Source organism: Goekera deserti, from assembly GCF_010685995.1.
Taxonomy (GTDB): domain Bacteria; phylum Actinomycetota; class Actinomycetes; order Mycobacteriales; family Geodermatophilaceae; genus Goekera; species Goekera deserti.
In genome coordinates this window covers 24,341-43,648 of the sequence record NZ_JAAGWK010000021.1, presented here as the reverse complement: position 1 = coordinate 43,648, position 19,308 = coordinate 24,341, and the positions used below count along the sequence as shown (strand labels likewise).

Here is a 19,308-nt window from a genome sequence, read left to right as displayed (position 1 = left end):
GTCATGCGTCCGAGGGCGTCCTGGCGTCTGCGGCGGAGGAGGGGCATCGTCGATGACGAACCCGTTGTAGGGCGAGGTGGCCCCACCAAGCGGAGGACCAGCTCGCCGACCTCGAAGCCGATCGTCGAGCCCGGCATCGAGCGGGGTCAGCAACGGCCTGGTTCAGTCCGGTGGGACGACGAAGACGCAGAACGGGTGGCCGGCGGGGTCGGCGTACACCCGCAGCGGCTCCTCCGGGTCGTCCGACCGGTCACGCAGCAGCCGGGCGCCCAGGGCCAGCGCCCGCCCGTGCGCCCGGTCCAGGTCGGCCACCGTCGGCACGGTGCAGTCCAGGTGCAGCATCTGCGGGTGCGGGCCGTCCGGCCAGCCGGGCTCCGGCAGGCCGGGGACCGCCTGGAACGCCAGGCACGGCTCGCCGTCCGGACGGCGCAGGCACAGCCAGTCCGCGCCGGCCGGGTCGGGCTGGCCGGGCGGTGGCGGCTCGTCGCCGGCGCGGTAGCGCAGGCCCAGCAGCTCCCGGTAGAACTCCGCAAGCGCCCGCGGGTCGCGGCAGTCGAGCACCACCTGCCGCACGACGGGCACACCGGTCACCTCGCTCATCCCGCGAGCGTGGCACCCCGACTCGAGGCCGGCCAGCGCAGTCGCGGCAGGGGTCTGGCTGCCAGCCCGCCCGAGGCACGAGAGTCGCTGCGGACCGAATCCAGGTCGCCCGGTCGGGTCGGCGACCGTCGGCCGCGCCCAGGAGCGGCCGGGCACGGGCGTCGTCTCCGGTGATCAGCCCAGTGCGGTCAGCTAGACCATGCGCGCTGGGTCCTCCTCCGGGGCGTAGTCGCTCATGAGCTGCCGCAGGCGTCGTCGGGATCGCGCGAGCCGTGTGCGGACGGTGGCACTCGGGAGGTTCAAAACCATGCTGACCTCCGCCGACGTCAGACCGTCCCACGCAATGAGCGTGACGATCTCCCGGTCGACCTCCGACAGCTGGCCCAACGCGCGGCGGGCGTCGAGACCTGCGTCGACGTGCCCACCGGCCGAGGGCTGCGTACGTTCGGTGAGCAGGCTGGCGAGGTGCGCGGTAGCCGTGTGGCGCCGCGTGGTCGACCGGCGGTGGTTGGCCAGCACGTTCCGGGCCACACCGAACAGCCACGGGACGTCGTGGGGTGAGACCGGCAGGTCGGCGCGGCGGCGCCAGGTGATCAGCATCGTCTCGCTGAGCAGGTCAGCCGCGTCCTCGACGGGCTGCACGCGCCGCGCCAGGTAGCCGAGGACCCGGTGCCCGTGCTCGCGGTACAGCGCCGCGATCTGCTCCTCGACCGGCGGCATGCCGCTCATCTGGCGATGTCGAGGTCGCAGTTGACGTCGGTGTCGCGCTGGATCGGGCGAGGGTCGCCAGCCTGAGCGGCCGCGGCGATCTGCCGCAGGGACTCAGTGACGCCTGCACCGTCGATGTCGCCCAGTACCGGCTCGTCAGGGAAGCGGGCGAGCTGCACCGTCGCCCGGTCCTGCGCCTCGGCGTCGCCCGCCGCGTGGGCGTCCAGCCAGGACAGTTCCCACGAGCAGACGCTCCAGAAGAACGTCTGGCCGCGCAGGCCGTCTGCCTGGACCAAACCGTGGTCGCCGGCCATGAACCGGTCGATGAGCGGCTCCGCGTCGAAGCCGGGTGCCAGGGGCAGCTCCGCCACGTAGCTGCGCAGCAGGTCCGGCACCTCGGGCGACGCCGCGCGGAGGAGCTCTGAGGTGTCGTTCTCGGTCATGCCCGGCTCTCCGAAGACACCGGTGTGCAGCTCGAGGAAGCCGGTCGCGGCAGCGACGCCGGTACCCGCCGCGAGGACCAGCGAGGTCGCGACGGCGGCGCGGAACACTGTCGTCCGACGTCGCGCTGCGGTCCGCGATCCGGTGCGTTCGCCGGTGAGGGGGAGCACGTCGGCCCCGTCCTGCCCGTCGACGTCCCCGCGGGAGTGGGCCTGGGCCAGCATCGCGCCGATGGCATCGTGGACCTCAGGTGTGTCCAGTGACGCCTGGTCCACCGGCGCTGCTCTCCGCAGGATCGTGTCCAGCGGGTCGGCGTTCGTGCTCATGTGCGTTGCCCCTTGCGGTCGTGGCGCGGTCGTGTCATCCACTACTTGTCGCGGCCGACGCCTTCTGTTTCACCAGCGGGATCGCTTTACCGAGGACCTCCGCAGCCGAGCGCCGGCGACGCGGCGATCAGCTGGGTCGGCGGTCACGGGGACATCGACAACCGCTCCACGCGGACGGGGACGTGTCTTTCGATCCTCCCGCCGCCGACCTGACCGGCCTCTCCGGGACTGGTCGAGGTCCCGGGCGCGGTCTCGTCCCGAGTGGTTCGGGCCTCCGGCAGCACCAGGCAGCCCAGTCGCAGGGCCTACAGTCCCGGCGTGGCGACGAAGGGGTTGATCATCGCCCGCGACCTCGTCGTGGGCTACGGCACCGACCCGGTGTGCGCGCCGGTCAGCGTCGCCGTCACCGAGGGCACCGCCCTGGGCGTGGTCGGCCCGAACGGCGCCGGCAAGTCCACGGTGCTGCAGACGATGGTGGGGCTGCTGGCCCCGATCAGCGGCAGCGTCCAGTTCGACGGCCGGGACGTCGACGAGCGGGAGGCCGGGTTCCGCCGGGACGTCGCCACCGTGCTGGACGACGACGCCTTCTTCCCCTCGCTCACCGGCCAGGAGCACCTGCTGCTCACCGCCCGCGGGCACGGCGTCGACGCCGCGGAGGACGTCGTTGCCGCGGAGATCGCCGAGTTCGGGCTGCAGGACCGGGCCGACGCCCTGCCCTCGGCGCTCTCCTCCGGCCAGCGGCGGCGGCTGGCGCTGGCGGCCGCGTTCGTCCGGCCGGCCCGGCTGCTGGTGCTCGACGAGCCGGAGCGCCGGCTGGACACCCGGATGCGGCGCCGGCTCGCCGAGCGGCTGCGCGAGGAGGTCGCCGACGGGCTGACCGTGGTGTTCGCCAGCCACGATCCGGAGTTCCTGGCCACCCTCGCCCGCCGGGTGCTGATCGTCGGGGACGACGCCTGCCGGCTCACCGGCCCGGCCGAGGCCGTCGCCGCGCTGCACGAGGGCTGAGCCACGGACACCGCACTGCCCGGGCACGCCCACGCCGACCAGGCCGGTGAGCTCACCGCCGCCGGGGTGCGGCGGTTCACCCGGCGGGCCTCCGCGGCGCGGGCCGACACCAGCTGGCTGACCCTGCTGGGCGACCTGGTCTCCTACGTGACCGGCGCCGCCGTCGTCGTTGCCGCGCTGGGCAGCACGATCACCTCGCTGCGGGAGGACATCCGCTCCCGGGAGGACACCGTCTCGGCGGTGCTGCCCGGGTCGGTGAGCGCCGCGGTCGCGGGCCTGGTGGTGGCCGCCGCCCTGGCGGGCCTGCTGGACCAGTTGGGCCCGGTCAGCGCGACGCCGCCGGCCGCCGCGTGGTGGCTGCCGCTGCCGGCGGCCCGCCGGGGCCTGCTGCGCGGTGAGCTGTGGCGGATCGGCCTGGTCGCCGTCGTCGTCTCGGTCGTGCTCGGGCTGCCGGTCGTGCTGTCCGGGGCGCGCTCGCCCACCGTGACCGGGGTGCTGCTGGGGCTGGCCTGCGCGGGGCTGCTGGGCGCCGCCGTCACCGGGCTGCTGGCCGCCGCCCAGGGTGCCGGGCGCGGGGGTCGGGTCAGTGCCGCCGCCGGGCTGGTGACGGTGCTGGCCGTGGCGCTACCGGCCCTGGGCGGCACCGCCGCGCACGCCCTCGGCGCCGCCGTCGGCGACCCGCCGTACTGGCTGGAGCTGTGCCTGCCGTCGTCCTGGCCGGTGCTGGTGGCCGGCGGGTCCTGGTGGCTGCTGGTGCCCGCAGCGCTGCTGGCCGTCGCGGGCCTGGTGCTGGGCGACCGGGGTCTGGCCGGGCTGCGGGCCGGCGTGCTGCGGGCCGGCGGGGAGACGGTGCAGTACGCCTCGGCGTCGGTGCTGTCCCTGGACACCCGGGCGATCGGGCGGGCGCTGGCCCGGCCGGTGCGCCGGGGCCGCCGGCCGGCCGCGTTCGGCCGGGTGCGCACCGCGGCACAGGCGGTCGTCGCCTCCGACCTCGCGGTGCTGACCCGCTCGCCGTGGCGCTGGGGGCAGCTGGTGGTGGGCTGCCTGCTGCCGGTGCTGGTGGCCCGCACCGAGGGCCTGGGGGAGTCCCCGCCGCTGGTCGGCATCGCCGTGGTGCTCGGCTGGGCCCTGGCCGCGGTGGCCCTCGGCGAGCCCAGCCGGCACGCGCAGGCCGCACCGGCCGCGGACCGGATGCTGCCGCTGGCCGACCGGGAGGTGGTGCGGGCGCGCGCCGTCGTCCCACTGGTGGTGCTGGTGGGCGTGTGCGGCGTCTCTGCGCTGCTGGTCAGCCAGGGCGCCGGGCTGCCGGTGGGCTGGTTGCTGCTCGGCGCGGCCGCCGCCCCGGCCTGGGCGGGTGCCGCGGTGCGCGGCGGCTACCGGCCCGAGCTGGACTGGTCCGGGCCGGTGGTGTCCTCGCCGATGGGGGCTGTGCCCAGTGGTGTGGGCGCGACGCTGGTGCGCGGTCTCGACGTCGGCGTCGTCGGCACGCTGCCGTTCGTCGTCGCGCTGCTGGTGGGTGAGCCGACCCAGCTGCTGCTCACCGTCCAGCTCGGCTGGGCCCTGCTGCTCGGCGCGGTCGCCGTGCACACCGCCCACTCCTCCCGCACCTGACTCCGGCCCTTCCCGCGGAAACGGCCGCCCAGGGTCGCGCGCCCCCGACCACTTCCGCGGAAACGGCCGTCGGGGTCGGGCACCGGCGGCCGTTTCCGCGGAAAGGGCCGCCGAGGGTCGTGCTCCGGCGGCCATTTCCGCGGAAAGGGCTGGGGGGTCGGGCGCACCGGCGGCCGTTTGCGCGGGGAGGGCCGTCGGGTGGGGTCAGCCGCCGACGAAGATCGGGTCCCAGGCGCCGGTGAGCACGCTGGTGGTGACGGCGAGGGCGCAGACCGCGACGGTGCCGGCCACGAACACCGCGTCCCTGGCGTGCAGCGTGGAGCCGCGGGCGTTGGTGCGCGGGATGCCGGAGTCGAAGCCGCGCGCGTCCATGGCGGTGGCCAGCCGCGTGCCCCGGCGCACCGCGCTGACCAGCAGCAGGAAGCCGATCCCGGCCAGCAGCCGCGCGTGGGCGACCGGGTTGCGGCCGGCGTCGACGCCGCGGGTGCGCCGGGCCAGCCGCACCGACTCCAGCTCCACGACCAGCAGCGGGGCCAGCCGGAGCGCCGCCAGCGCGCCGTAGGCGAACCGGGTGGACAGCCGCCAGTGCACCGTCAGCGCGTCGGCCAGCCGCACCGGGTCGGTGGCGGCCACCAGCAGGACGCCGGGCAGGGCCAGCGCGACCACCCGCAGGGCCAGGCCCAGGCCGGTGACCAGCGCGGCGTCCCGGGACAGCACGACGTTGACCACGCCCACCATCACCGCGCCGAACAGCAACGGCCAGGTGCGCAGCCACAGCGCACGGGGGCTGGTCAGGCCGGCGGCGGGCAGCAGGCACAGCTCGGCGGCCAGCACGACCGCCGGCGTGACGACGTCCAGGCTGGTCAGCAGGACGACGGTGACCGCGACGATCGCGGCGAGCTGGGCGACCGGGTTGACCCGGGACAGCGGGACGTCGGGCGTGGGCCCCAGAGCGAGCGAGGCGGTCACAGGGCGGGGTCCGGGGGCAGGGCGGGGGCCACAGCGGGTTCTGGGAGCAGGGAGGCGGTCACAGCCGCAGCTCCTCGTCGGCCAGCACGTCGACCAGGTCGGCGTCGTGCGTGACCACCGCGACCGCGCACCCGGCGGCGCGGCGCTCGGCCAGCAGCTGCACCAGCTCCCGCCAGGTCGCGGCGTCCTGGCCGAAGGTGGGCTCGTCGAGCACCAGCACCCGCGGGGACGTCGCCAGCGCGGTCGCCACCGACAGCCGGCGCTGCTGCCCGCCGGACAGCGTGAACGGGTTGACGTCGGCGAACGCGGCGAGGCCGAGGCGCTCCAGCAGCTCGTCGGCCATCGCCCGGGCGGCGGCGTCGCCGGACCCGGAGCGCAGCGGCCCCAGGGCCAGCTCGTCGCGCAGCCGGCCGGTGAGGAACTGGTGCTCGGGCTGCTGGAAGACCGTGCCGATCCGGGTGACCAGCTCCGCGGCCCGCCAGCGGTGCGGCTCCCGCCGGCGGGCTCCCGCGGTCAGCTCGTCGGCGGCCTCCACCCGCCCGGTGGTCGGCGCCCGCAGACCGGCCAGCAGCAGCGCGAGGGTGGACTTCCCGGTGCCGTTCCGGCCGGTCACGGCCACGGCCCGACCCGCCCGCAGCTCCACGTCGGTGGGCGGCAGCGCCGGCGCCGCCGCCCCGCGGTAGGTCCAGCCGGCGGCGTGGGCGGCGAGCAGGACCGGTCCGTCACCACCCGGCGGGAGCTGCAGCCCGCTCGTCCGCGGCACGGGCCGCCAGTCCGGCCCGTGCTCGACGACGCCGTCCGGGCCGACCTGCACGACCCGGTCGACCAGCGGCAGCCACGGCCCGGCGTCGTGGTCCACGACCAGCACGGTCACCGCCCGGTCCGCGGTCGCCTGGGCCACCGCGGAGCGCACCAGGGCTGCGCCGTCCGGGTCGAGCTGGGCGGTGGGCTCGTCGAGCAGCAGCAGGCCGGGCCGGCGCACCAGCGCGCCGGCCAGCACGAGGCGCTGCTTCTCCCCGCCGGACAGCGCCTGGGTGGGCCGGTCCCGGCCGTGCCGGAAGCCCACCGCGGCCAGCGCCGCGTCGACCCGCGGCCAGATCTGCTCGGCGGGCACGCCGGCGTTCTCCAGCCCGAACGCGACGTCGTCCCCGGCGCGGGTCATGACCAGCTGGCTGTCCGGGTCCTGGGCGAGCAGGCCCAGCCCGCTGCGCCGGTCCCGCGGCGGGTGCCCGTCCACGGTCAGCTCACCGGTGAGCTCGGCCGAGTCGGGGTCGAGCAGGCCGGCCACGGCGGTGAGCAGGGTGGACTTCCCGGCCCCGGACGCGCCGGTCACCAGCACCCGCTCGCCCGGCTCGACGACGAGGTCCACGTCGCGCAGCGCCCAGGCCAGCCGGCCCGCGTGCCGCACGCCCAGCCCGCGCGCGAGCACGCGGGCCGGGCGTCGGTCCCGCTGGCCGGCCATCGGGACGGCGGGGTCGGCGGTGGTCACCGGGCGCGGTTCAGACGCGTTGGCGACCGGAGGCGAAGGCGGTCAGCGCACCCGTGCCGGCCAGTGCCCGCACCAGCAGGACACCCACCACCCCGGCCAGCACCACGCTGGAGACCACGGTGGACAGCACGTACGGCAGCGCGAACGACGCGAACGGGAACTCGGCCGACACCGGGTAGTACAGCGCCAGGTCCATGACCGACGTCGACAGCCCGGCCGTGACCGCGGCCAGCACCGCCGTCGCCCAGCCGAAGCTGCGGTAGCGGGTGAGCAGGAAGCCCAGCTCGCCGCCCAGGCCCTGGACCAGGCCGTAGACGACGATGATGCCGCCGTAGGGCGAGCCGAGCAGGATGCTGACCGTCGCGGCCAGGGTGGAGGCGAACGTGGCGGCGCCCGGCTTGCGCACGAGCAGCCCGGCCACGACGCCCGGCATCAGGTAGACGCCGTTGAGCAGGCCCTTGATCGGGGGGAAGAAGTCCAGCGGGGTCGCGAGCGTGCTGTTGAGCAGGTTCCAGCCCCAGAAGACGACGCCGAAGGCGACGCCGAGGACGGCGGTGACGACGATGTCGACGGTGCGCCACGAGCGGCGCGGCGCCGTGGCATCGGCAGCGGACGACGGACGGACGGCCTGGTCGGCCATGGTTCCTCCAGGACTCCCTGCGCTGGCATGACCCAGATCAGGTACGAGGGTCTGCGGTTGCCCGCACTCTCAGCGCCGAGGCGCTCCCCTGTCGTGTGGTGCTCTGTGCGCTGCAAGGTACCCCGCCGTCTCCAGGAGCTGCCGGGGGGCCGCGACGCGGGCCGCGGGTGCCCCGCTCGGCGGGTGCCCGGCGTCCCCGTGGTGAGATCGGGTCCGGACCAGAGGACGGCGGGCGACGCGAGGGCATCAGCTCCTCGCCGGCTCACCCGCTCTCGACAGCGAGGAGATGCAACGTGGCAACCGAACGCAGGACGGCCATCGTCACCGGGGCGGCACGGGGGATCGGCGCGGGCGTGGCCCAGCGGCTGGCCGCCGACGGCATGGCCGTGGCCGTGCTCGACCTGGACGAGGGGGCCTGCGCGGGGACCGTCGAGGCCATCACCTCCGCCGGTGGGCAGGCCCTCGCCGTCGAGGCGGACGTCGCCGACGAGGCGTCGGTGAATGCCGCCGTCGAGCGGGTCGCCACCGAGCTGGGCGCGCCCACGGTGCTGGTCAACAACGCCGGCATCACCCGGGACAACCTGCTGTTCAAGATGAGCGTCGACGAGTGGGACCTGGTCATGGACGTGCACCTGCGCGGTGCGTTCCTGATGGCCAGGGCGACGCAGAGCTACATGGTGTCGGCTCAGTGGGGTCGGATCGTGAACCTCTCCAGCGTCTCGGCGCTGGGCAACCGCGGTCAGGTCAACTACTCCGCGGCCAAGGCCGGGATCCAGGGGTACACCAAGACCCTCGCCCTCGAGCTCGGCCGCTTCGGCGTGACCGCCAACGCGATCGGCCCCGGCTTCATCGAGACCGAGATGACCGTGGCCACCGCAGCCCGGCTGAAGATGTCCTTCGAGGACTTCAAGGCGTTCGCCGCCAAGGACATCCCGGTACAGCGCGTCGGTCAGCCCGAGGACATCGCGCACACCGTCTCGTTCCTCGTCAGCGAGGGTGCCGGCTTCGTCTCCGGTCAGGTCATCTACGTGGCCGGTGGCCCGCGCGACTAGACCCGGCGCGTCGGGTGGACCTCCGGGTGCAGGCCGCGCCCGTCCCGGAGGTCCTCCTGGCCACGCCGATGCCGGTGCCAGCGGTCCTGACCGGCAGGTGGTCGTCGACCGGTACCGAGCTGTCGCGGCCGCGACTCAGGACGCCAGCATCGTGGCCGTGACCCGCTGCAGGTAGTCGGTCACCACGGCCTGCTGCTCGGCGGGCAGGCCGGCCGCGACCGAGTCCATCGCCCGGATCACCGGCTCCCACACCGCCCAGCTCTCCTCCCGCGCGGGGCCGGTCAGGTGCACCACGGTGCTGCGCCGGTCGGTCGGGTGCGGACGGCGCTCGGCCCGCCCCGCGGCCACCAGCCGGTCGACCAGCACGGTCGCGGACGCCGTCCGGATGCCCAGCCGGTCGGCCAACGCGCCCACGGTCAACGGGCCGGCCATGTCCAGCTGGCCGACCGCGGCCACGTCGGTGGCGGGCATGTCCAGGCGGCGGGCCATCCGGCCGGTCAGCTCGCGGGAGGCGTTCATCAGGTCCCGCAGACCCACGGTCGCCGGGGCCAGTCCCGGCATCGTCGCGTCGTCGGCCACCACACCTCCTGATTTGCTAGACAATCTAGCTACCTGTCTACTGAGGTCATGACCTCACGCAGCATCCTCGTCTCCGGCGCCAGCATCGCCGGACCCACCCTGGCCTACTGGCTCGCCCGCGCCGGCTGGGAGGTCGCCGTCGTCGAGCGCACCGACGCCCTGCGCGAGGAGGGGCAGAACATCGACGTGCGCGGCGCCGCCCGCGAGGTGCTCCGCCGGATGGGGCTCGAGGACGCCGCGCTGGCTGCCACCACCGGCGAGCAGGGCACCGTCTTCCTCGACGCACAGGGCCGCGAGCTCGCCCGCTTCACCGCCGGCACCGACGACACGTCCGGCCCCACCGCCGAGCTGGAGATCCTCCGTGGCCGGCTCGGCGCGCTCCTGCACGACGCCACCGCCGGGGACGTCTCGTACCTGTTCGGCGACCAGATCGCCGGGCTGGGGCAGGACGCCGGCGGCGTCGACGTCACCTTCGCCTCCGGCCGCGAGCAGCGCTTCGACCTCGTCGTCCTGGCCGAGGGTGTCAACTCGCGCAGCCGCGCCCTGGTCCTCCCCGACGCCCGCAAGCAGCACCTGGGCATGTACGTCGCATACCTGACGATCCCGCGCCGGGACGACGACACGGACGAGTGGCGCTGGTTCGTCGTCGGCGGTGGGCGTGGGGTGAGTCTGCGTCCGGACGACGTCGGCACCATCCGCGCGTCGGTCAACCTGATGTCGGACACGCGTGGGCTGGACGAGCTGGACCGCTCCGGTCAGGTGATCGTGCTGCGGCGGGCGTTCGCCGACGTCGAGCAGGCAGCCCCCCGGGTGCTGGCGGCGCTGGAGGACGGGGCCCCGTTCTACCTGGAGGACCTCGCGCAGATGCGCCTGCCCACCTGGTCGGCCGGCCGGGTCGCGGTCGTCGGGGACGCCGCCTGGTGCGCCACCCCGGTCAGCGGCATCGGCACCACGCTGGCACTGTCCGGCGCCTACACGCTGGCCGCGTGCCTCGCCGGGGCCACCGACCACCACGCCGGACTCGCCGAGTACGAGCGACGGATGCGGCCCTTCGTCGGCAAGGCGCAGTCGCTGCCGCCGGGCACCCCACGGGTGGCCAACCCCCGCAGCGCGCTGGGCACCAAGGCCTTCGGCGCCGCGTTGCGGGTCATCGGCAGCGCGCCCGCGCAGCGACTGGGCGGCGTCCTCGGTGGCATCGGTTCGCCGCCGGCGGACCAGTACGAGCTGCCGGCGTGGCCGACCTGCCGGTAGGCCGACGACTCCGTCGGCGGACCTGGCCGGGCACACCTGGGCCCCGGCGGCGACCCGGTGGAGCCGCGGGACACGGGTCGGTCGCTGTCGCTCAGGGGTCGCGCGTCCCGGACGCGCGCAGGTGGTGCGTCTCCCACCCGGTGCCCCTCCTCCTGACCCGTGCACGTCGATGGCCCGGTCAGGTGACAGGACGACGGTCACCGGACCGTCGTCCGACCGGGTCAGCCGGCGCGGTTGGCCGGACCGCCGTGCAGCCCGCGGCGGGCCAGCACGGCGGTCAGGGCCGTCCACGGGCGCACCGGGACCAGTCGGGCGAGCTTCATCGCGACCATCATCGGGGCCGGGAAGACGATCTCCGCCTTGCCCTTGGCGATCCCGTCGGCGATGGAGCGTGCGGCCTGCTCCGGCTCGACCATGAACGGCATCGGGAAGCGGTTGCGGTCGGTCATCGGGGTGCGGACGAAACCCGGGGAGATGGTCTGCACCACGATCCCGCGCACGCCCAGCGAGGCGCGCAGGCTCTCGAGGAGGTTGAGCAGCGCCGCCTTGCTCGCGCCGTAGGCCTCCGACCCGGGGATGCCCCGGTAGCCCGCGACCGAGGCCATCCCGGCGATCTGCCCGTGGCCGGCGGCCAGCATCGCCGGCACCACCGCCTCCAGCGAGTGCACGGTGCCCATCAGGTTGACCTGCAGGTGGTCGGCGAAGGCCTGGGAGTCCCACTGCTCCACGTGGAACTGCGACCAGGTGCCGGCGTTGAGCACCGCCAGGTCCAGCCCGCCCAGCGCCTCGCGCACCGCGGCACCGGCGGCCACCGTGGCGGCCCGGTCGGTGACGTCGACCGGCTGCACGTGCATCCGCCCCGCCGCCACCGCGGTCAGCCGCTCGGCGTCCCGGGCGCTGATCGCGACGCGCGCGCCACGGTCGGCCAGCTCCCGGGCCAGCGCCGCCCCGATGCCCGACGACGCGCCGGTGACCCACACCCGTGCCGTTGCGATGTCCACCGGGCACACCCTGCCAGCACCCTGCCCGGGCCCCGCACGTCCGTCCCCGGCGGTCGGGTGCTGTCGCGCTGGTGCCGCAGACCGCCGGGGAGGACTGCAGCATGCTGTCCCCGGCAGCGCCGTGCCGTCCTGATCAGCGGCGTCACCCGCTCGACCAGCCCCTGCACCACCCACCGCCCCGTACCACCGACCCGGAGGACACCCGCAGATGAGCACCCCCACCGCACGCGTCCCGGCACCACCGACCGACCCGGCCGAGCAGCTGCAGTGGCTGGTCGACCGGGCCGCGATCAGCGACCTGCTCGTCGAGTTCGCCCGGACGCTGGACGAGAAGGACTTCGAGGCGAACACGGCCCTGTACCTGCCCGACGGCACCTTCACCGTCGAGGGCGCCCCGTTCGTGCTGGTCGGGCACGAGCAGCTCATGCGGACCGGGTCACCGACCGGTCTGGCCAAGTGGCACGCCACCTGGCACCTGTCGGCCAACCACGCGATCCACGTCGACGGCGACACCGCCACCACGCGGTCCTACCTGATCGGCGTGCACCGGTTCACCGAGGACAAGCACCGGCACGCCGACGGCGCCGGCTGGTACGACTGCACGCTGCGCCGCACCCCGGAGGGCTGGCGGTTCGCCACCGTCCGGATCCACGAGGTGTGGATGGCCGGCGAACCCCTGCCCGAGGTGGCGCCGGGCGGCCCGCCGGCAGCCGGCTGACCGCGGCCGCCCGCACCGGCGGCGCTCACCCGGGGGTCGGCGTCCCCTGCGGGGCGGGGGACCCGGCGCCCAGGCGCCGCTCGAAACCCGGGGGGACGACGACGTCGTCGGGGCGCAGGTCGTGCACCGACTCGTGCCCGAGTCCGACCAGCGCCGAGCCCAGCCCGTCGCGCATCAGGTCCAGCACGTTCTCCACGCCGGCCTGCCCGTTGGCCGCGAGACCCCACAGGTACGCCCGGCCGATCATGACGGCCTTCGCGCCCAGCGCCAGGGCCTTGGCGACGTCGCCGCCGCGCCGGATGCCGCCGTCCAGCAGCACCTCGACCTGGTCGCCCACCGCCTCGGCGACCGCCGGCAGGGCACGGATCGAGGCGGGGGTGCCGTCGAGGTTGTTGCCGCCGTGGTTGGACACCGAGATCGCGGTGACGCCGGCGTCGACGGCCCGGTGGGCATCGTCGACCCGCATGACGCCCTTGAGCATGAACGGTCCGTCCCACTGGGCGCGCAGCCAGGCGACGTCGTCCCAGCTGGGCATGGGCGAGGCCATCCACTCGCCGTAGGCGCCGAAGAACGTGGGCGCCGGGGCGCCGGGTGCCGTCGTCATGTTGGGCACGGACAGGTCCGGGATCCGGCCGGTCCGGGCGAAGGCGGCCAGCCAGCGCGGGCGCAGGAGCACCTGCGGGGCGTACTTCCGCACGGCTTCGAGGTCGATCTTCTCCGGGATGAACGGGCTGCCCCAGTCCCGGCCGTAGGCGAAGGACCAGTCGAGCGTGGCGATCATGCCGACGGCGCCGGCGGCGCGGGCGCGGTGCATCCGGGCGACCATGTCCTCGCGGCTGCCGACCCAGTACATCTGGAAGAACGTCTTCGGGTTGGCGGCGACGACCTCCTCGACCGGCTTGGAGGCGAAGGAGCTCAGGCCCATCGCCACGCCGCGGGAGGCGGCGGCCCGGGCGACGGCGACCTCGCCGTCCGGGTGCACGGCCTGGACGCCGGTGGGGCTGATCAGCACGGGCAGCGAGACCTGCTGGCCCATCACCGTGGTGCCCAGCTCGCGCTTGTTGCTCAGGCCCGCGGTGTGCGGGGCGAAACCCAGCTCGGCGAAGGCGGCGGTGTTGTCGTCGGCGGTCAGCCCGCGCTCGGACCCGGCGACGAGCGCCCCGTAGACCCCGGAGGGCAGGCGCTTCCGGGCGCGGCGCTGCGCCTCGGCGACCGACTCGAACCAGGCGTTGGCCATGGGCGTGCTCCTCCTCGGCCAGCTCCGTTGCTGGCGGTCCACTGACGTGCCGCGGCCCGGTCCAGCCCCGGCACGTCAGTGTGACACGCATCGCCCCCCGGGTGGCACTCAGTGCCACGCGGGGTGGGTCAGCCGACCCGCAGCGCGGGTCGCGTGGTGGCCGGCACCCGGAACGAGGGCAGGTGCGGCAGGACGGCGGCGACCGTCCGGTCCGCGGCCAGCACGGTGCCGTCGGGCCGGACGACGACGGCGCCGGCCCGGCCCCGGCGCAGCCACCGCTCCAGCGGCTCCCCGGCCCGCACCTGCAGCGGGACGGCGCCCCGGCGTTCCACCGTGTCCCGCTGCTGACCGGTGAACGGCTGGCGGCTGACCAGCAGGAACTGGTCGGGTGCGACCTCGTCGAGCCGGCGCTGCCCGTCGACCAGGGCATTCGGGCAGAGCCGGCCGGGCAGCGGGCCGCTGCGCAGGCTGCGTCGCACGAGCGGCCCGGCCGACAGCCGCGGCGTGGCACTGTCCAGGACCCGGGCCCGCACCCCGGGCAGCAGCTGCAGCCGCGGGGCGACCAGCTCGCGCAGCAGGTCGCCGAGGCGGCCGCCGTCGGTCATCGCCCGGCCGAGGCCGATGGCCAGGCGCACCATCGCCGTGGCGTGCGGCTTGCGCTCGGCCTGGTAGGTGTCCAGCACGTCGCCGGGCAGCTCACCCCGCAGCACCCCGGCCAGCTTCCAGGAGAGGTTCGCGGCGTCCCGCAGCCCGGCGCCCATGCCCTGGCCGATGAAGGGCGGGGTCAGGTGGGCGGCGTCGCCGAGCAGGAACACCCGGCCCGACCGCCACTGCTCGGCCACCTGGGCCCGGAACTCGTACTCGGCGGTGCGCAGCACGGTGAGCTCCTCGTCGGCCACGTGCGCGGCCCACGGGTCGATGAGCGTGCGCAGCCGGGCGAGGTCGGTGTAGTCCGCCGCGGACTCGCCGGCCAGCAGCTGGAACTCCCACCGGTAGCGGGTGGTGCCGATCCGCATGTAGGTGCCGGCCCGGCGGGGGTCGCACACCTGGTGCACGCCCTCCCACGCGTCCATCTCCGCCGTGGTGGCCACGTCGACGACGAGCCAGCGCTGGGCGAAGCCGAGGTCGCGGACGCCGATGCCGAGGACCTGCCGCACCAGGCTGTTCGCGCCGTCGCAGCCCAGCACGTACTCGGCGGTGACGTGCTCCTCGACCCCGGTCAGCCGGTCCTGCAGCTCGACCCGCACCGAGCCACCGGGCGAGGTGGACAGCCCGGTGATCTCGACGTCGCCGCGGAAGGTCACCTCGGGCCGCTGCTGCAGGTCCGCGCGCAGCGCGGCCTCCAGGTCGGGCTGGTCGAACATGCTGGCCTGGGGGTAGCCGTGCACGCCGGTGGCCTCCGACCGGCTGAACTCCGCGAGCACCCGGTGGTCGGCCGACAGCGCCCGCAGGCCCAGGGCCGGCCGGCTGATCGCCGCGAAGGCGCCGGCCAGGCCGAGGCGGCCGAGCAGCCGGTACACCTCGTCGTCCAGGTGGACGGCGCGAGGCTGCGGGTACACCGAGGACCAGCGGTCCAGGACCAGGACCGGGACGCCCTGCTGGGACAGCAGCAAAGCGGCGACGACGCCGGCCGGGCCGGCCCCCAGCACCACGACCGGGTGGGCGGCGCTCCCGGTCATGCCTGTACCTCCACGCGGGCCCGCACGGTGAACTGCTCCAGCACCGCGGTCACCTCGGCGGTGTCCCGGTCGGCCGCGACCGTGACCGTGACGACGACCGTACCGTCCTCGACCGCGCCCTCGGTGCCGACGACGCCGGGCAGGTCGGCCAGCGCCTCGGCGAGGGCCTGCCCGGCGGCGTGGGCGCGCAGCGGGAGCTTGTACGGCTTGCCCACGTCGGTGACCGGGAGGTCGGGCCGCACGGTCACCGAGCGCGGCGCCGCGGCCGGCTCCGGGACGTGGCCGGCCGCCCACTCGCGCAGCGCCTGCTCGTCGGCCTCGGCGCCCGGGGCGAGGGTCACGTAGGCCACCGGCACCTCACCGGCGTGCACGTCGGGCCGGCCGACGGCGGCGGCACCGGTGACGGCGGGGTGGCTCAGCAGCGCGTCCTCCACGGTGGAGGGGTCGATGTTGTGGCCACCCCGGATGATCAGGTCCTTGGCCCGGCCGGAGAGCCGGATGAACCCGTCGGCGTCGACCGAGCCGAGGTCGCCGGTGTCCAGCCAGCCGTCGACCAGCGCACCGAGCCCGTCCAGCTGCAGCCCCGAGGCGTCCCGGCCCACCACGTAGCCGGGGAAGACGGTGGGCCCGCTGATGACCAGCCGGCCGGTCTCGCCGGCCGGCAGGTCCTGCCAGCTGCCGTCGCCGGCGACGGTGACCGCGCGGACCTCCTGGTAGGGCAGGCGCTGGCCCACCGACCCGGCACGCAGGTCGGCCGGGAAGCTGCGCGCGGTGGCGCAGGTGGCCTCGGTCAGGCCGTACCCCTCGACGAGGTCCAGGCCGGTGTGCTCGCGGAACCCGGCACGCACGGAGTCCGGCAGCGGGGACGCCCCGACGAGGGCGAACCGCAGCGAGGAGACGTCGGCGTCGACCGGGCAGGCGGTGAGCACCGCGTAGACGGTGGGCACGGCGCTCATGGCCGCGATCCGGTGGCGCTCCACGATCTTCCAGAAGCAGCCGTAGAGCGCCGGCTCGCGGTAGCCCAGGGGCCCTGCCCACACCACCCGCTGGCCGCGCAGCAGCGGGGCGAGCAGGGTCACGACCAGCGCGTTCACGTGGAACAGCGGGAGCGCGGCGAAGCCCGTGCTGTCCTCGGTGAACTCGCTGCTGGTGGCGATCATCCAGGCGTCGCTGATCTCGTTGCGGTGGGTGTGCGCGGCGAGCTTCGGTGTGCCCGTGGTGCCACCGGTGTGGAAGAGCGAGGCCAGGCTCTCCGCCGTCGGCGGCGTACCGGCGAACGCGCCGTCGTCGTGGGCCGCGGCGGCGTCGGCCAGCCCGAGGACGGCCACGCCGTGCAGGTCGTCCGGGACGTCGCCCACCGACGCGCCGGTGGGCGCGAGCACCAGCACGGTGTCGAGCAGGCCCTGCTCGGCCAGCGCCCCGGCGGTCGACCAGGCGGTCGGGTCCAGCGCGGGGGACGACGTGACCAGCACCCGGGCGCCGGAGCGGCGGACCAGCTCGGCGACGTGCGTCTCGGCCAGCGCGGGGTTGACCGGCTGGACGATGCCCGCGGTCTGCGCGGCCAGCAGGGCGGGCAGCAGCTCGGCGCAGTTCGGGGAGAGCAGCGCGACGGCGTCGTCCCGCCGCACCCCCAGGGCGTGCAGCAGGTTGGCCGCGCGGTGCACGTCGGCCAGCAGCTGTGCGAACGTGCGGGTGGCCGGCGTCTCGTACTGCTCGGCGTCGGGCAGCACGGCCACCGCGGTGCGGTCGGGCCAGAGCCGGGCGGCACGCGCCAGGGCCTCGTAGCTGGTGCCGGGCAGGCCGCGCTCCTCCAGCGGCACCTGCTCGATCCGCGTCAGGTCCTCCGGTCCGGAGCACTCGGCCCAGACCAGTTCGGTCACGGCGACGTCGGTCATCGCGCCCACCGCACCACGGTCCGCTGCCGGCCCAGGTCCAGGGCACCGTCGGGGGTGCCGATGGCCAGCTCCATGACGTCGCCGTCCTGCAGGTAGTCGGGGTTGGCCGCCTGCCGGCGGAAGAACGTCTTCCACTTCACGTGCGGGGGCAGCAGCGCGCCGATCAGCTCGATCGGTCGGGCCGGTGCCTTGAGTGCCGTGCCACCCGGGGTGCCGGTGAGCAGCAGGTCGCCGGCCTGCAGCTGCTGGAAGCGGGCCAGGGCCTGCAGTGCCTCCAGCGGCTGGTAGACCATGTCCGCCACCGTGCTGTCCTGCCGCACGGAGCCGTTGACCCACAGCCGGAGCCGCAGCTCGCCGAACCGGGCGAACTCCCCGGCGTCGAGCAGCAGCAGCACCGGCCCGACGGGGGTGAACGTCGGGTAGGACTTGGCCTCGTAGAACTGCGTCTTGGGCAGCTGCACGTCGCGCGCCGAGACGTCGTTGGTGATCACCAGCCCGGCCACGAGGTCGGTGAGGTCGCCGGCGGTGACGTCGGTGCCGACGGGCAGGTCCCGGCCGATGACCAGGCCGATCTCCACCTCGTAGTCCAGGAAGCGCACGTGCGCCGGCCGGACGACGTCCGCGTGCGGGCCGGAGATCGACCCGGAGGACTTGCGGAAGAACGTGAGCGGCACGGTCGCCGGGTCCATGTTGGAGTCGCGGATGTGCGACTCGTAGTTGGTCATCTGGGCCACCACGCGGCACGGGGCGGTGACGGGGGAGACGAGCGCCAGCTCGTCGACCGGCACCGCGGGTCCGCCGGACGACGCGGCCGCGTCGACGGCGGCCCGGTCGGCGAGCAGCTCTCGGGTGGTGGTCGCGGACGTGTCCACGCGCACCGCCCCGGCATCGGTGAGCACGTACCAGGCGTCGCTGGTGCGGAGGACGGAGCGGCTCATGACAGTCCCACCTTCACGAGGCCACGCAGGCGCTCGAGATCGAATTCGTTCTCCTCGCGCAGTGCTCGGGCGATGCCGGCGAGCTCCTCGAGGCTGGACTTGCGGGGTGACAGGCCGAGGAAGTCCTTGCTGGCCGGCGGACCCCACTGGGCCAGGCCGGAGGCGGTCATCGGCGCCCAGCCGGGCTCCAGCGTGTTGTCGAAGTGGTCACCGTCGGAGAAGTGCTCGACCAGGAAGCCGTCCGGGTCGCGCCAGTAGTCGAAGATCTGGCTGCCCTGGATGTGCCGGCCGATGCCCCACGAGCGGGTGTAGCCCTCCTCGAGCAGGTGCTCCCCGCCCGCGGCGAGGGCGTCGATGTCGGCCACCTGGTAGGCGGAGTGCACGTAGCGGTTGGTCGGGCCGAGCGCCATCGCCAGGGTGTGGTGGTCGGCCGGCTCGGACCCCCGGTCGCACCGGATGAAGCTCATGGTGGGGCCACGATCGCGCTGACCCTCGTAGTACAGGAAGTCGCTGACGATCATCCCGAGGGTGTCCAGGTACCAGTCGAGGGTCTGGCGGTAACGGTTGGACTGCAGCACCACGTGGCCCAGTCGCTCCACCCGGGCCGGCTCGCGCGGCGGGCGCTGGGTGGCGTTCACCCGGTGCAGCTCGTGCCCCACGTTCCAGGTGAGCGGGGCCTGCGTGGGCAGCGCGGCGTGCTCGAGCAGCCCGGCCACGACCCGGACCGGCAGGCCACTGGGGTCGTGCAGCCGGACGCCCCAGCCGCCCAGGGCATCGGCGAGCGGCTCCACGCGGCTGCCGAGGGCGTCGGCGAGGGTGGCCAGGTCGACCGCCTCGGCGGCCAGGAACGTCGGCCCCAGGAACGCCGAGCGGGGTCCGCGGCGCACCACCAGGCACGGCGCCCCGGCCAGCACGCCGCGCAGGTGCAGCTCGTCGCGGGTCTGCAGGGTGGGCACGAAGCCGAAGGAGCGGGCGAAGCGCGCCGCGCCGTCCAGGTCGGGCTTCTGGAACTCCAGCCAGGCGAGGTCGCGCACCTTGACCAGCGGGTTCCGCGACCGGCCGGGGTGCTCACCGGCCAGGGCGCCTCGTTCGCTGTGCAGGTCGTCGTGGGTTCCGTGCTGTTCGATCACCGCGAGCTCCTCTCGAGCAGGGGGTGGGGGATCCGGGGA

Annotated in this window: 17 protein-coding genes, 2 pseudogenes and 1 riboswitch; of the genes and pseudogenes, 5 read left to right on the top strand and 14 right to left on the bottom strand. The window is 75.2% G+C overall.

Annotation, left to right across the window (positions count from 1 at the left end; translation table 11 throughout):
- Positions 1-162: 162 nt before the first annotated feature.
- From G1H19_RS14385 to G1H19_RS14375, 3 genes are all read right to left on the bottom strand, one after another.
- Entirely contained in the window at positions 163-600 is a 438-nt protein-coding gene (locus tag G1H19_RS14385) for a VOC family protein (protein ID WP_152731505.1), read from the bottom strand.
- Between the two features lie 192 nt (positions 601-792).
- Positions 793-1,329: an RNA polymerase sigma factor gene (locus G1H19_RS14380; RefSeq protein WP_152731504.1), complete on the bottom strand. Its 537-nt coding sequence runs from the start codon at positions 1,327-1,329 to the stop codon at positions 793-795.
- Positions 1,326-1,919: a hypothetical protein gene (locus G1H19_RS14375; protein WP_204282680.1), complete on the bottom strand. Its 594-nt coding sequence runs from the start codon at positions 1,917-1,919 to the stop codon at positions 1,326-1,328. The genes G1H19_RS14380 and G1H19_RS14375 overlap by 4 nt, the downstream gene beginning before the upstream one ends.
- A 474-nt stretch (positions 1,920-2,393) precedes the next feature.
- On the opposite strand from G1H19_RS14375, the gene G1H19_RS14370 reads away from it, so the two are divergent.
- Together G1H19_RS14370 and G1H19_RS14365 are read left to right on the top strand one after the other, a co-directional pair.
- A complete protein-coding gene (locus G1H19_RS14370; RefSeq protein WP_162393351.1) occupies positions 2,394-3,080 on the top strand; it encodes an ABC transporter ATP-binding protein in 687 nt (228 codons plus the stop codon).
- Positions 3,081-3,146: 66 nt separating this feature from the next.
- Positions 3,147-4,691: a DUF6297 family protein gene (locus G1H19_RS14365; RefSeq protein ID WP_152731502.1), complete on the top strand. Its 1,545-nt coding sequence runs from the start codon at positions 3,147-3,149 to the stop codon at positions 4,689-4,691.
- Between the two features lie 204 nt (positions 4,692-4,895).
- Here G1H19_RS14365 and G1H19_RS14360 read toward each other — a convergent pair whose 3' ends face one another.
- From G1H19_RS14360 to G1H19_RS14350, 4 genes and pseudogenes are all read right to left on the bottom strand, one after another.
- On the bottom strand, positions 4,896-5,660 hold the full coding sequence (locus G1H19_RS14360) for an energy-coupling factor transporter transmembrane component T family protein (RefSeq protein WP_202925989.1): 765 nt from the start codon (positions 5,658-5,660) through the stop codon (positions 4,896-4,898).
- Between the two features lie 58 nt (positions 5,661-5,718).
- Positions 5,719-6,294: pseudogene (locus G1H19_RS24900) on the bottom strand (ABC transporter ATP-binding protein); the annotation flags it as partial.
- Between the two features lie 318 nt (positions 6,295-6,612).
- Positions 6,613-7,068, bottom strand: a pseudogene (locus tag G1H19_RS24895) (ABC transporter ATP-binding protein); the annotation flags it as partial.
- A 91-nt stretch (positions 7,069-7,159) separates the two neighbouring features.
- Positions 7,160-7,789 carry an ECF transporter S component gene (locus tag G1H19_RS14350; protein WP_152731501.1) on the bottom strand — a complete coding sequence of 210 codons (630 nt, stop codon included), beginning with the start codon at positions 7,787-7,789 and terminating at the stop codon, positions 7,160-7,162.
- A riboswitch (TPP riboswitch) is annotated at positions 7,787-7,889 on the bottom strand. (Overlaps the previous gene by 3 nt.)
- Before the next feature lie 193 nt (positions 7,890-8,082).
- Between G1H19_RS14350 and fabG the strand changes: the two genes are divergently transcribed.
- Positions 8,083-8,841, top strand: coding sequence for a 3-oxoacyl-ACP reductase FabG (gene fabG, locus G1H19_RS14345; protein WP_162393350.1), 759 nt, complete (start codon positions 8,083-8,085; stop codon positions 8,839-8,841).
- A gap of 135 nt (positions 8,842-8,976) precedes the next feature.
- On the opposite strand, the gene G1H19_RS14340 is transcribed toward fabG, so the two are convergent.
- Positions 8,977-9,420, bottom strand: a complete 444-nt coding sequence (locus G1H19_RS14340) for a MarR family winged helix-turn-helix transcriptional regulator (protein ID WP_193616542.1) — start codon at positions 9,418-9,420, stop codon at positions 8,977-8,979.
- A 48-nt stretch (positions 9,421-9,468) separates the two neighbouring features.
- On the opposite strand from G1H19_RS14340, the gene G1H19_RS14335 reads away from it, so the two are divergent.
- Complete coding sequence (locus G1H19_RS14335) at positions 9,469-10,671, top strand: FAD-dependent monooxygenase (RefSeq protein ID WP_152731500.1); 1,203 nt, start codon at positions 9,469-9,471, stop codon at positions 10,669-10,671.
- 221 nt (positions 10,672-10,892) lie between these two features.
- Here the strand turns inward: G1H19_RS14335 and G1H19_RS14330 are convergent, their stop codons facing one another.
- Entirely contained in the window at positions 10,893-11,672 is a 780-nt protein-coding gene (locus tag G1H19_RS14330) for an SDR family NAD(P)-dependent oxidoreductase (protein ID WP_162393349.1), read from the bottom strand.
- Positions 11,673-11,880: 208 nt separating this feature from the next.
- Here G1H19_RS14330 and G1H19_RS14325 point away from each other — a divergent pair, with 208 nt between their 5' ends.
- The gene (locus G1H19_RS14325; RefSeq protein ID WP_152731499.1) at positions 11,881-12,390 is read left to right on the top strand and encodes a nuclear transport factor 2 family protein; all 510 of its coding nucleotides are present in this window, start codon (positions 11,881-11,883) and stop codon (positions 12,388-12,390) included.
- A 25-nt stretch (positions 12,391-12,415) separates the two neighbouring features.
- Here the strand turns inward: G1H19_RS14325 and mftD are convergent, their stop codons facing one another.
- The 5 genes from mftD to G1H19_RS24595 all read right to left on the bottom strand — a co-directional run bounded on the left by mftD (position 12,416) and on the right by G1H19_RS24595 (position 19,269).
- Positions 12,416-13,627, bottom strand: coding sequence for a pre-mycofactocin synthase MftD (mftD, locus tag G1H19_RS14320; protein ID WP_152731498.1), 1,212 nt, complete (start codon positions 13,625-13,627; stop codon positions 12,416-12,418).
- A gap of 128 nt (positions 13,628-13,755) precedes the next feature.
- Positions 13,756-15,306 carry a bifunctional 3-(3-hydroxy-phenyl)propionate/3-hydroxycinnamic acid hydroxylase MhpA gene (gene mhpA / locus G1H19_RS14315; RefSeq protein ID WP_152731497.1) on the bottom strand — a complete coding sequence of 517 codons (1,551 nt, stop codon included), beginning with the start codon at positions 15,304-15,306 and terminating at the stop codon, positions 13,756-13,758.
- Positions 15,303-17,201 (bottom strand): acyl-CoA synthetase, encoded by a 1,899-nt coding sequence (locus G1H19_RS14310; protein WP_152731496.1) that lies wholly within the window; start codon positions 17,199-17,201, stop codon positions 15,303-15,305. The genes mhpA and G1H19_RS14310 overlap by 4 nt, the downstream gene beginning before the upstream one ends.
- Positions 17,198-18,139 carry a fumarylacetoacetate hydrolase family protein gene (locus G1H19_RS14305; RefSeq protein WP_152731495.1) on the bottom strand — a complete coding sequence of 314 codons (942 nt, stop codon included), beginning with the start codon at positions 18,137-18,139 and terminating at the stop codon, positions 17,198-17,200. The genes G1H19_RS14310 and G1H19_RS14305 overlap by 4 nt, the downstream gene beginning before the upstream one ends.
- Complete coding sequence (locus G1H19_RS24595; RefSeq protein ID WP_202925988.1) at positions 18,136-19,269, bottom strand: VOC family protein; 1,134 nt, start codon at positions 19,267-19,269, stop codon at positions 18,136-18,138. The genes G1H19_RS14305 and G1H19_RS24595 overlap by 4 nt, the downstream gene beginning before the upstream one ends.
- Positions 19,270-19,308 lie beyond the last annotated feature (39 nt).